At 33.3% G+C, this 11756-nt stretch carries 14 protein-coding genes and 1 pseudogene; 2 read left to right on the forward strand and 13 right to left on the reverse strand.

The window, feature by feature from the left end; translation table 11 throughout:
* Both VGE71_RS16240 and VGE71_RS16245 read left to right on the forward strand, forming a co-directional pair.
* Positions 1 to 193: pseudogene (locus VGE71_RS16240) on the forward strand (carbohydrate kinase); the annotation flags it as partial.
* 70 nt (positions 194 to 263) lie between these two features.
* Positions 264 to 1634 (forward strand): glycoside hydrolase family 28 protein, encoded by a 1371-nt coding sequence (locus VGE71_RS16245; protein ID WP_331139250.1) that lies wholly within the window; start codon positions 264 to 266, stop codon positions 1632 to 1634.
* A 32-nt stretch (positions 1635 to 1666) separates the two neighbouring features.
* On the opposite strand, the gene VGE71_RS16250 is transcribed toward VGE71_RS16245, so the two are convergent.
* From VGE71_RS16250 to VGE71_RS16310, 13 genes are all read right to left on the reverse strand, one after another.
* A complete protein-coding gene (locus VGE71_RS16250; protein ID WP_331139261.1) occupies positions 1667 to 2125 on the reverse strand; it encodes an RNA methyltransferase in 459 nt (152 codons plus the stop codon).
* 103 nt (positions 2126 to 2228) lie between these two features.
* Positions 2229 to 2693: a nucleoside deaminase gene (locus VGE71_RS16255; RefSeq protein WP_331139251.1), complete on the reverse strand. Its 465-nt coding sequence runs from the start codon at positions 2691 to 2693 to the stop codon at positions 2229 to 2231.
* A gap of 154 nt (positions 2694 to 2847) precedes the next feature.
* The gene (locus tag VGE71_RS16260; protein WP_331139252.1) at positions 2848 to 3786 is read right to left on the reverse strand and encodes a ring-cleaving dioxygenase; all 939 of its coding nucleotides are present in this window, start codon (positions 3784 to 3786) and stop codon (positions 2848 to 2850) included.
* A gap of 291 nt (positions 3787 to 4077) precedes the next feature.
* Positions 4078 to 4428: a hypothetical protein gene (locus VGE71_RS16265; RefSeq protein ID WP_331139253.1), complete on the reverse strand. Its 351-nt coding sequence runs from the start codon at positions 4426 to 4428 to the stop codon at positions 4078 to 4080.
* The gene (locus tag VGE71_RS16270; RefSeq protein ID WP_331139254.1) at positions 4425 to 5048 is read right to left on the reverse strand and encodes an alpha/beta hydrolase; all 624 of its coding nucleotides are present in this window, start codon (positions 5046 to 5048) and stop codon (positions 4425 to 4427) included. The genes VGE71_RS16265 and VGE71_RS16270 overlap by 4 nt, the downstream gene beginning before the upstream one ends.
* A gap of 37 nt (positions 5049 to 5085) precedes the next feature.
* A complete protein-coding gene (locus tag VGE71_RS16275) occupies positions 5086 to 5376 on the reverse strand; it encodes a GNAT family N-acetyltransferase (protein WP_144212257.1) in 291 nt (96 codons plus the stop codon).
* Positions 5377 to 5478: 102 nt separating this feature from the next.
* The gene (locus VGE71_RS16280) at positions 5479 to 6297 is read right to left on the reverse strand and encodes an alpha/beta fold hydrolase (RefSeq protein ID WP_144212259.1); all 819 of its coding nucleotides are present in this window, start codon (positions 6295 to 6297) and stop codon (positions 5479 to 5481) included.
* A 432-nt stretch (positions 6298 to 6729) separates the two neighbouring features.
* Positions 6730 to 7767, reverse strand: a complete 1038-nt coding sequence (locus VGE71_RS16285) for a hypothetical protein (RefSeq protein ID WP_331139255.1) — start codon at positions 7765 to 7767, stop codon at positions 6730 to 6732.
* A gap of 240 nt (positions 7768 to 8007) precedes the next feature.
* The gene (locus VGE71_RS16290) at positions 8008 to 8691 is read right to left on the reverse strand and encodes a hypothetical protein (RefSeq protein WP_331139256.1); all 684 of its coding nucleotides are present in this window, start codon (positions 8689 to 8691) and stop codon (positions 8008 to 8010) included.
* A gap of 71 nt (positions 8692 to 8762) precedes the next feature.
* Complete coding sequence (locus tag VGE71_RS16295; RefSeq protein ID WP_331139257.1) at positions 8763 to 9506, reverse strand: hypothetical protein; 744 nt, start codon at positions 9504 to 9506, stop codon at positions 8763 to 8765.
* Between the two features lie 19 nt (positions 9507 to 9525).
* On the reverse strand, positions 9526 to 10329 hold the full coding sequence (locus VGE71_RS16300; RefSeq protein WP_331139258.1) for an HmuY family protein: 804 nt from the start codon (positions 10327 to 10329) through the stop codon (positions 9526 to 9528).
* 7 nt (positions 10330 to 10336) lie between these two features.
* On the reverse strand, positions 10337 to 11056 hold the full coding sequence (locus VGE71_RS16305; protein WP_331139259.1) for an HmuY family protein: 720 nt from the start codon (positions 11054 to 11056) through the stop codon (positions 10337 to 10339).
* Positions 11057 to 11072: 16 nt separating this feature from the next.
* Positions 11073 to 11756 (reverse strand): TonB-dependent receptor domain-containing protein (locus tag VGE71_RS16310; protein ID WP_331139260.1); only part of this gene is annotated, 684 nt, incomplete at its 5' end.

Consider the following 11756-nt stretch of genomic DNA (forward strand, 5'->3'; position numbering starts at 1 on the left):
TTTTGTGGACGGGGGTTTCAGTAAAAACTCTATTTACATGAATTTATTGGCTGAGGCCTTTCCAGATGTAGAGGTTTATGCGGCTTCGATGGCGCAGGCGAGTGCACTTGGGGCAGCGTTGGCGATTCATCAAAACTGGAACCCAAAACCGATTCAGAATGATTTAATTGATTTGAAATTCTATAAACATTAAATGCAATATTTTTTATCAATACGATAAGTGAAATATTAAACATAAAAACATCTGTCTAATAGAAAGAATTATGAAAAAGAAAATATTTAGTATACTGTTTGTATTATCGGTACTTTTTTTCTCCTTTAAAAAAGCATCTTCGTCTGTAGTTTTGGAGGAAGTGACCGTAAAAGCACCATTTGAAATGCCAGTCATTAAAATTCCGAATTTTAGTAACTGCAAAAAATTTTCTATTGTAGATTTTGGAGCTGTAAAGGGAGATAAGGAAAAAACTTCTGATGCCATTACAAAAGCAATTGCAAAAGCTAGTAAAGCAGGAGGAGGAACTGTGGTAATACCTGAAGGCGAATGGCTGACAAAGAAAATTCATTTTAAAAGTAACGTCAATCTTTTTTTAAGTAAAGGTGCAGTTTTGCTTTTTTCGGAAGATCCAAAAGATTATTTACCAGCAGTAAATTCAACTTGGGAAGGCTATGAGTGTTACAATTATTCTCCTTTGATTTATGCTTACAAGTGTAAAAACATTGCCATAACAGGTGAAGGTGAATTAAAAGCAAAAATGGATGTTTGGAAACAGTGGTTTGCTCGTCCGAAAGCACATATGGAAAGCTTAAAAAGACTCTACTATCTAGCTTCTTATAATAAACCAATGAAAGAAAGACAGATGGTCAATGATACAGCAAATTTCCGTCCGCACTTTATCCAGTTTAACCGTTGTGAAAATATTGTCATGGATGGTGTTACGATTACAAATAGTCCGTTTTGGACCATTCATCCTTTTTTGTCAAAAGATGTTGTACTGCGAAATTTGAAAGTATATGCGCATGGTCATAATAACGATGGGGTAGATCCTGAAATGAGTCAGAATATGTTGATTGAAAATTGTGTTTTTGATCAGGGAGATGACGCAATTGCTATTAAATCGGGAAGTAATCAAGATGGATGGCGTTTAAACACTCCTTCTAAAAATATTGTGATGCGTAATTGCCTTGTCAAGAACGGACATCAATTGGTAGCTATAGGAAGTGAACTTTCGGGAGGTATAGAAAATGTTTTTATTGATAATTGTACTGTTGCTGAAGGCGCAAAATTAAATCATCTTTTGTTCATTAAAACTAATGAAAGAAGAGGTGGTTTTGTAAATAATATTTATATGACGAATGTAAAATCTGGTAAAATTGATCAGGGAATTTTAGGTATTGAAACAGATGTTTTATATCAATGGAAAGATTTGGTTCCAACAATTGAACGTAGACTTACACCAATTAAAAATGTTTATCTTGAAAATGTGAAAGCCACAAATGTCGAGTTTATTTCAAGAATTCAGGGACAAAAAGAACTTCCCGTAGAAAATATATTCTTAACCAATGTTACTGCAGAGCATGTAAAAAGACAAAATGAGATTAACGAGAATGTACTAAATTTTAATAGAAAAAATTAACGGTTGCCTTTACAGAACTGTTTTGATTTGTATTAAGAACGTGGTTTTGCCAAATTTCTGTCGTACATAACAATCGTTCCAGCAACAGCGACATTTAGACTTTTCTCAGATTTAAATTTTACTAAATGATGACACTTTTCCATTACTTTTTTGGATAAGCCATGATCTTCTGCGCCCAATATATAAACACATCGTCTTGGATGTTCAAAAGTTTCCAAATCAGAAGCTTTCTCCGATAATTCAACGCCAACTAATCTTGCTCCTTTAGGTAAATTTTCGAAAAAGTCTTCAAAAGTATCATAATGAAAATAAGGAATTGCTTTTACTGCATCGTGAGTATCACAAGCTTGTTTGGCATATCTGTTTCCTATGGTAAAGATATACGTAGCACCTAAATTTTGAGCAGAACGCCATAAAACGCCTAAGTTTTCTGGCGTTTTACCATTTTGTATTCCTATTCCAAAATACTCATTTGTAAAGTTATCATTCATAAATGCAAAAGTACAAACTGTAAATACATAAATCAATTTTTATTGTATTTTGAAAGTTGTAAAATTCTATTTATTATGGATTTTTATTGTAAATGAATGAAACTTATTTGCTTAGACGTTTTACAAATTCGGCAGTAAGTAAGTTACATTCATCTTCTAGTATTCCACTGTTAATTTTAGGTTTATTTCCCCATTTTGGAACATCTTCTGTATTAAGAATATTAAATTTTGAAGTAAATCCGCCAACATACGGAACAGATGAGCCATAAATAATTTCAGCAATTTTATGATGACGTATCATGTAAGAGCACATTATACAAGGTTCATGGGTTGTATACATAATCGCTAAATGCAGTTGATCTGAATATCCATTTTGTATAGCATCTCTTATAGATAAAATTTCAGCATGATTGGTAATATCTCCAGTTGTTTTTCCCGATTCTGTGCCTTTACCGATGATCTTTCCGTTTAAAACAATTAGAGCACCAACAGGCGGATTACCTGATTCTAAAGCATCTTTGGCAAGATTTAAACATTGGCGCATATAGTATTGTATATCTTCTTGCATGAATTCTGTTTTCTTATAATGTTAATTTAAAAGTACAAAAAAAGGCTTTTTTTAGAAAGCCTTTTTATTAATGTAATAGTTATGGTTTAAGATTTTTGAAGAAACTGTCTTAAAACCTGTTCTTGTTTGTTTTAGATTATAAGCCAGTTTATAATTAATTAATTTTAACCAAATGTTTTTCAATAGCCGCTCTTTGAGGTTCGTATTGTGCTGGAAGTTTTAAGTTTTTACCCAATTCTTCTAAGCTTTCATCTACTGTAAATCCTGGATTGTCAGTTGCAATTTCGAATAAAACTCCTCCTGGTTCTCTGAAATACAAAGAGTGGAAATATTGTCTGTCAATTTGTGGTGTAATTTGCAATCCGTAATCTTCGATTTTTTCACGGAAGTGCATTAAAATTTCATCATTTTTGACACGGAAAGCCACGTGATGAACAGTTCCGTTTGCATTAAGACCACGTTTTTCATCTGCTAATTCTACTAAGTCAACAATGGCAGCGTTTTCTACAGCATCTGTAGCGTAACGGTAACGGTTTACATCTTGGTCAATTAATTTGTAACCAAAGATTTCGGTTAAAATCGCAGCAGTTGGTTTAATATTGTTTAAAGTCAAAGTAATGTTGTGAAAACCTTTTGTGGCTACATCTGCTTTTACCTCATCAGTTTCCCAAGCTTTTCTGTTATCTTCGGTTTTAGATTCAATTAATTCTAATTTTAAACCATCTGGATCTAAGAAAGTCAAATATTTTTCTCCAAATTTCTCAGCTGGTTTATTGTAGATTACATTGTATTTTTCGAAACGTTTCTGCCAGAAATCCAAACTTCCTTTTGGAACAGAATAACCAATTTCTGTAGCCATTCCAGAACCTTTTTTTCCTTGTTGAATTCCTTCTCCCCAAGGGAAAAAAGTTAAGATCGTTCCTGCACTTCCAACCTCATCACCAAAATAAAAGTGATACGTTCCTGGATCGTCAAAATTGACTGTTTTTTTGATAAAACGTAATCCTAATATGTTAGCGTAAAAGTTGAAGTTTCTTTTTGCATCACCTGCAATTGCAGTAATATGGTGTAAGCCTAAAATTTTATTTTCCATGGTATTTGTAATATTAAATTGTTATTGATTTCTCTTTGATTTCTTTTACAAATTTACACCCGTTATAGCTCTGGATCGATTAACCTAGATTAAGAAATAAGAAACCTCTAATTTATATTCTAAAGCAATAATTAAATAATGTTTTTATGTTTTAAATAATTGGTTATTAGTGTTTTGATTTTTATTTGAAGTTTTCGTTTTATAATGTGTCGTAATTTAAAGTTTGAAGTCTTTTATTTAGAAAAATAATCCAAATAATAGTAATGAAAAAGCCGACAAATTGCCGGCTGTTTATAATTTTATAAAGATTGATTTTCGAAGTTTGGATTCGATGTTTTTAGTTTTATGTCCTTTTCCTGTGGTATCTTCAACCAATAAAATAGATCCAGTTTCAAATTTTCTTTTTTCTCCTAAAGAAGTTTCTATTTCTACACCGCCTTCCAATAAAACAATATATTGACGATCTGGGGCATTATGAAAATCATAATCATAAGAAGGTTTGACTTCTCTAAAAACAATTGATTTTACAGGTTCATCATCAGATAAAAATCCGATATCGCCATTGTTTTTCAACTGAACTTCGAAGTCCTCAAAATGGCTTTCGCCGTTGGAATCACTGTAAACTCGGGTTATCGTAATCATTGCTTTTTATTAAAAATCAAGGCATTTGCACAATCAACTTCATCTTTACTAATAGTATGTCCCATATTTGGATAAATCTTTTTGGTAACATCTGCACCCATTTTTGTCAGAAGAGTTTCTGAATCATTTACTCTTTCTACTGGAACATGAAAATCAGGATCACTTGTTCCTATGAAAATAGGTGTGTTTTCAAAATTCCCTGAATAATGATTTTCATATACTTTATCGCCAATTAGCCCGCCTGTAAATGCGACAACGCCTCCATATTTTGCAGCATTTCTAGCAGTAAATTCTAAAGCCAAACAAGCGCCTTGTGAAAATCCAAGGAAATAAATATTCTCCTTTTCAATTCCGTTTTGCTGAATAGCGACCACAACTTGATGAATTGCTTCTAAAGATTTTGAAAAAGAAGGCTCATTTTCGTTAAGAGGAGCTAAGAAAGAGTACGGATACCAAGTTCTGTTTTCTGCTTCGGGAGCTACCAAAGCAAAATCATCTACTTTGAGATGTTTTGCAATTGAAAGAATATCATGAGCGCTGGCTCCACGTCCGTGAATTAGAATTAAAGCTTTTTTGGCTTCGTTTAAAGGTACGCCGTCGGTTAATATATCAGTATTCATAAGTTTTGTATTTGAATTAATTTTAAAAGAGTTGAAATTATTTTTTCCAAATATCCTGATATTCTTCAGGGTGTCTTTTAAATTGTGCGTGAACATAAGGACAAAGCGGTAAAACCATCAAATTATTAGCACGAACATATGATGTCATTTCATCCAAAAGTTTTTTGGCATAACCTTTTCCTTCAGCTTCTGGTTCAACTCCTGTATGATAAACAGTAAGTAAATCAGGTTTTAGACTTACCGTCATTTCTCCTTGTTTTTTGTCATCAACATAAAGATTAAAAGCTCCATGTTTTTTTTCGTCTAATTCTAGTTTTATCGTTTCCATATTTTCTATTTGTGGTAATTTGTATATTTAATTTTTACTTTTAAAAATGAAGTCTGCAATCGCTTTTTTTTTTACAGACTTCATTTTTCTTTCCTTTTAAAGTTATTCTTTAATGAAAGCCAAAATATCTTTGTTAATTGTTTCTGCTTCTGTAGTTGGCATTCCGTGAGGAAATCCAGGATAAGAAATTAATTTTCCGTTTTTCAAAAGTTTTGCCGCTTTTGGTGCTTGATTGTAAGGAACAATTTGATCGTCTTCTCCATGCAATACAAGAACCGGAATATCTAAACTTTTAAGATCTTCTGTGAAATCTGATTCAGAAAAAGCTTTAATTCCTTCATAATGAGCCAATACAGAACCCATCATTCCCTGACGCCACCAATTGTGTTTTATTCCTTCTTGTACTGTTTGTCCTTCGCGATTCCATCCGTAAAACGGAATTGGGAAATCGTAAAAATATTGTGATCTATTGAATCCTGTTCCTTGTCTTATTTCATCAAAAACAGATAAGGGTACGCCATCAGGATTATTTTCATTTTGAATCATAATAGGGGTTACTGCACTAATGATTACTGCTTTCGCAACACGTCCTTTTCCATATTTTGCAGCATAACGAATTACTTCTCCGCCACCTGTTGAATGTCCTACGTGAATTGCATCTTTTAAATCAAGAGCTTCTGTCAAAGCTGCAACGTCAGCTGCGTAAGTTTCCATATTATTTCCTTCTGAACTTTGACCAGAACGACCATGTCCACGACGATCATGCGCGATAACTCTATAACCTTGTTTTAAGAAAAACATCATTTGTGCATCCCAATCATCGCTTGATAAAGGCCATCCGTGGTGAAAAACTATTGGTTGTCCAGTTCCCCAATCTTTGTAAAAAATTTCTGTTCCGTCTTGTGTTTTAATAGTGCTCATTTTTCTTTTGATTTAGATTAATAAATTTTAATATTTCTTGTTGTTAAATTTCTTTTACAAACTTAGACAAGACCCAGAAGTCTGTCGATTAATCTAGATTAAGAAAAGAAAAATGAGTTGTTTTAAAATACTTTCTCGATCTAATATTCCTTAGACCTAAAGTTACAATATCTAATAGAATTATGAAGTTAATTGTGTAATTTATTGATAATGAATTGTTTTTTGGCTGTTCGAATCAAGAGGAATCAATAAAAAAAATCTGAGTTCTTCGTTGAAAAATATTCTGCATTTTAGTGATATTATAGAATAATTTATATGAGAATAGTAAATCGTTCTAAATTGTTTCTGGTGAGCTCAAATTAAAAAAGCCTTTAACTTTTTAAAAGTTAAAGGCTTTTTTGATGTAAATCAGGTTTTTGAATTCCTGAATTATTATTTTACTGTCACAGTAAAAGCAGTCAGAGTATTGGCAGTACCTCTATAAAATCTCATTCTGTTGTAGGTCCCCGCAGGAGTTCCCGCAGGAACTTTTAATACTATTTTATAGGTAGACGAACTTACAATTTCGACAGGATAAGTTACTGTTGCGGCTGTACTGTTATACATTATAACAGAGGTAACCGTATTCATTAAGGCACCACGTACTTCGAAAGTATCTCCTCCCTGTTTTTGAACAGGAGATCCAACTAACTCAGCACTAAATAAAGTAGGGTCAATAACACTAACTTTAAATCTGTTTTCTACACTTCCATTCTGCAGGATATATTTCCCATTTTTCACACGTAAATCATAAGTGCCAACAGGCATATCCTCAGGAAGAAAATAATAAATTCCATAACTGATAAAAGGTGTAGTAGCTGACGTTCCTAATGGTCCGCCTAAATGAACGATTTCTGCTGTATATTCCGTTTTCTGATCAGTTGCAGCTACTAGGTACACTCTGGTATTTTCTAGACTTAACCACAAATTTTCAACTCCATTCGTACTGCCACCAGTCGCAATGTTGACTAATCTCTGCAATGAACCTTTTGTATAGGTTTCTGGAGCTGCATATGTCCATGTCTGAGGCTCAACTTGTCTAAAATCTATTTTTAAAGTATATTTTTTTGTAGTTCCTGCTTTTGATGTTACAGTATACTCAGTACCATCTTTAAAAGCAATTTCTGCACCAGAAGCTGGCGAAATAGTAGCTTCAGTTCCCAGCACTATTTCTGGTTTAATTGTTGTTGGAATTGTAGTATTCGTACTCAAAGTAACTATAATGTTTGCATCGGTAATTGCTGCGCTGATTGTATTGTTCTCAGAATCTTTAAAAGAGAATGTTTCAATTTGGGTGTAGCCAGAAACCTTTATAACATCGCCTGGAATTGTATTTACTTTATCAATATATTCTGTGTCACACGAAAAAAATAGTACTGATAAAAAAAGTAATCCAACTGAAAATATATTGGTATTGTTTTTTTTACTCATGATTGTATTGGTTATGTAATTTTTAAATGATTTTATTTTATTAATTTTGCCATTATTGCTAAATGGGCTTTAATATTTTTTAAAATGCCTGTTTTCAATGCTCACAGTAATTCAAAAAGCTGTTTGATAGTCATGGGGTAATGAGATGATAATTGTAATTTGCAGAGACGCCGGTCAAGCTTTACTGCAGTACTTTTAATTATTTCGTAATCCCATGTTTCTTTTTTTAGACTTTTATAATTACAATACTCTTGTCCAAGTATAACTAATTGTACTACTTGAAGATCCTGGAGTTACAGTACTCACAGTAACTAAATAAGCTTCTGTTGCTGCTGCAGGATTAGTAATTGACTGCGAATTAAGACTTGCAGGAACCGTGTCTACTGCTTTCCAGATTACAATAGCTTTTTCAGGAGTCATGGTGTGATTACTAAGAAGATAAGAGTAATATCCTAATCCATAGTTAGTTCCTGAAATAGTTCCATTGTAACCTAAAACATTATATTTATCAGTTGGTGCAGCACCAAGATTAGCATTTTTTACATCAATGTTACTTTTCCATGTATTCCAGAATTCGCATTCTGAATCTAATTCTACTGTTCCAACGTACCAATGATCAGTATTGTTTACAGGGCGTATTGATGCACCATAAATACCTTCCCACTGTACATTTACATTGCCAATAGTTGCTGCTACTGGTGTCCAGTTTGAATCCACAGATGATGGAGCCTGCCATCTATTAACTGTTACTGATGTTGAAGTGGCTACACAAGTTTCTTCTAAAGCTGTTTTTGCAGTTTTATTTGTAACCTGCTGTTCTTGTGCTTTCGCCGTTCCCTGAGAATCGACAGTTTGTTCGTCTGTACTACATGATGTAATTGAAATAGCAGCTAATGCTAAAAATGATAAGATTATTTTTTTCATAATGATATATTTAATAGATTAATTTGGGCTTCTTTCATTACTTAAGCAGAAAAGACAGGCATTTTTTATTTCTATTTTGTAATTCTGATTGGATATTTCATTTTTGCTGTCAGATTATAGCTTTCCATTTGTATCCAATAGTCAGTATTAGTCTCTAAAGTCACAGCTGCAGGTAAAGCTCCAAAAGAATATTTTCCAGAAAAAGTAAAAAGGTCCAATCCATCGTTATACTGCTGAAATTGCCATTTTTTATTTCCCTGTGCATCTACAGCATATACTTTTGTAACTTCATAAGAAGGAATGAAATTTTCTCCTTTTACTTGCAAAGTTGTTGCCACTGGTACAGACAAAGTAGTTGTCTCAGTAGATAATTCATTTAAAACTAATTTTGGCTGTTGAATTACCACTTTTACAGTATAAATAGCTGTTGATCCATCTGCTGCTTTTGTAGTATATAAAAACGGCGTTTTTGCAAATACAGGAACTAGCTCTGTCGCTGCAGGAGAGATAGTTGTTTTTTCAGGCAAAGCTATAGAAGTTTCCAGATATTCATATTCATAATAAGAAGGTAGGTAAACCGTTATAGTTCTGTCTAGATTGTTTACAGCACTATAAATAGCTTGACTTTCACCTGGGTTTATTACTTTAAAAGAAATAATTCTTCTTGCATCTAAATCGGTTACAATTTCTGTAACATCATCTTCTTTTACATCTGTCCATCTGTCTTCTTCGTTATCACAAGAAGTTAAAAGACTAAATAATGCAAAAGCAGTAAAAAGTAATGGTGTTTTAAATTTATTGATTTTAGTATTCATTGATTATTATTTGGATTGGTTATTTAATTTCAAATTTGGTACTTCCTTTTGGCACCATCACATAATCAAAAGTGTAGTACATATGAGGCGTATCTTTGAACCATTCTGATGAAGTGTAAACATCTTTATAGACAGAAATCATTTTAATTTTAGCATAATTTCCATTAGCCGTTTTAAGAATTACAGTTCTTGCAGGAATAGTAGTTCCATTTCTAATTTTAAGCGGATCTCCAAGTGCGTAAGCTACGTGTGCTTTTTGAGGATTTGTTCCGTCGCTTACTACTACACCATCAAAATCGTATAAGTACCATCCTGTTCCGTTACCAAAAGCACCAGCATCATCAGTTCCGACGATGTCGATTCCTGTTTTAAATTCGCTATCAGCAGGAATATCTACTACTTCGTCAAAAGGTTTGGCAACAATTGTAATTCCTCCAACACCACCTGCTTGATAACCATTGTTTTGCGTATTAGTTCCATTATTTCCAGACAAAAAGCTGGCATAAAGTCCACCAAAAGCTAAGTCCCATTTTTTTGTTTTTTTATAAGAACCATCAACAGACTTATTTTCTTCTAAACTATAGTATAAAGTTGCAGAAGGAGCGGTTGGATTATCATCAGAAGTACTTCCCTGATAATTTTTTACATGTAGAAGTTTATTAAATAATGTGTTATTTGGGACTTCAGTGCCTGGTTCTTCACCATTTCCATTTTCTTCTGCAGGTTTATCATCAGATGAGCATGCTGATAATGTTACTGCGATTAGAAAAAGAGTCAATACGGTGTGTGGTATTTTCTGTATTGAAAGTTTAATTTTTTTCATTGGATTATTATTTTGTATTTAAATTTTTGGTTCCATCATTTTGTACATAATATCTAAAAGTAAAATAGGGAGCTGGCCAGTTTAAATCGGTTACAGCTGGCGGATTTCCTTTGTATGCATTTACGAGTTGCAGTTTTGCATATTTTCCGTTCGGAAGCTTGATAGCATAAGTTCTGTTCGGAATAGACTGCATAATATGACTACTCAAACTGTAATAAAACCATCCCGCAGAACTTGCAGAAGAAGACCATCCGATTTTGGTAATTTCACTTGCAGCGAATTCGTTGTCAGATGGTGCCTGTATTACATTTTTATAATCTTCATTAATTAAAACTACAGCCGTGTTATTTGCGGGTCCTTCAAATCCCGGATTGTATTGATATTTTGAGTTATTGACATACACTTCACTATTGTAAGGTCCTGTAAAAGCAATATCCCAGTCATTTGTTTTCATGTATTGTAAAGAATCTGCCTTTGTGTGTAGCCATATTTGTTTTTGATCACTGAAACGAAATAAAAAAGTATGAAACCCTCTTTGTTCTTTACCATCTGTATTACCACCCATTGAGGCTCCTGTATCTCCTGCCAGATCTGTTATCACAGTACTTTTACCATCGGCAAGTGAAGCCGATGTATCTTCTTCATTACTGCTGCATGAGGTTATCACAACCGCGATAAAAAGTGGTATAAGCCACATGCATTTTTTAACTACTTTGTTTGTTTTCATTTGGAAATTATTAATGTTAGTTATTTTTGTGATCTTTAAAGAAACGGTAACTTAAACCTCCAAGAAGTATTCTTCCGGGCTGTCCAGGCATTAGAGGATCTGTATAATTGAAAATATTATCGGCAGTAAAACGAATACTGAGATGATCATTCAATAAACGCTTTTCAAGACTGGCATTGGTCAGCCAATAGTCTTTTACAAAGATGTCGTACTTGTCTATAAACTGGTTTCCGTTTCGGTCTCCAAAGGGATATTTTCCTCTAAAATTTACCCTTACGCTTGCGCTAATTTTCCAAGGCTCGTAACGGTAAAAGATCGCTGTGTTGGCCATATGGCGTGATCGGTTTTCGATTCCCCAGTAATCCTTTGGTCTTGGTTTATAAGAGTTTCCTGTTGCAGGATCATGAATGTTTTGATTATAAGGCCATTTTCCAGCTCTAATACTGTCTTTGACACTTAAATCCTGAGCGATTAAATACTGATATCCCGCACTTATTTCGAGATTTTTTATGGGACTAAGTTTTAGACCAATTTCAAATCCTTTATTGACAGCTTCGGGCAAGTTTTGATACGTATAAATAATTCGATTATTCGTACCTGTAGCAACTTGTATACTATTTATCTGATTGGTTATCTTATGGTAAAAAACATTTCCTTCAATTTTAATTTTTTTAGAAGGTTCTAAAACTAGTCCAGCATT

Origin of the sequence: Flavobacterium sp. (assembly GCF_036405015.1) — a bacterium.
Classification (GTDB): Bacteria; Bacteroidota; Bacteroidia; order Flavobacteriales; family Flavobacteriaceae; genus Flavobacterium.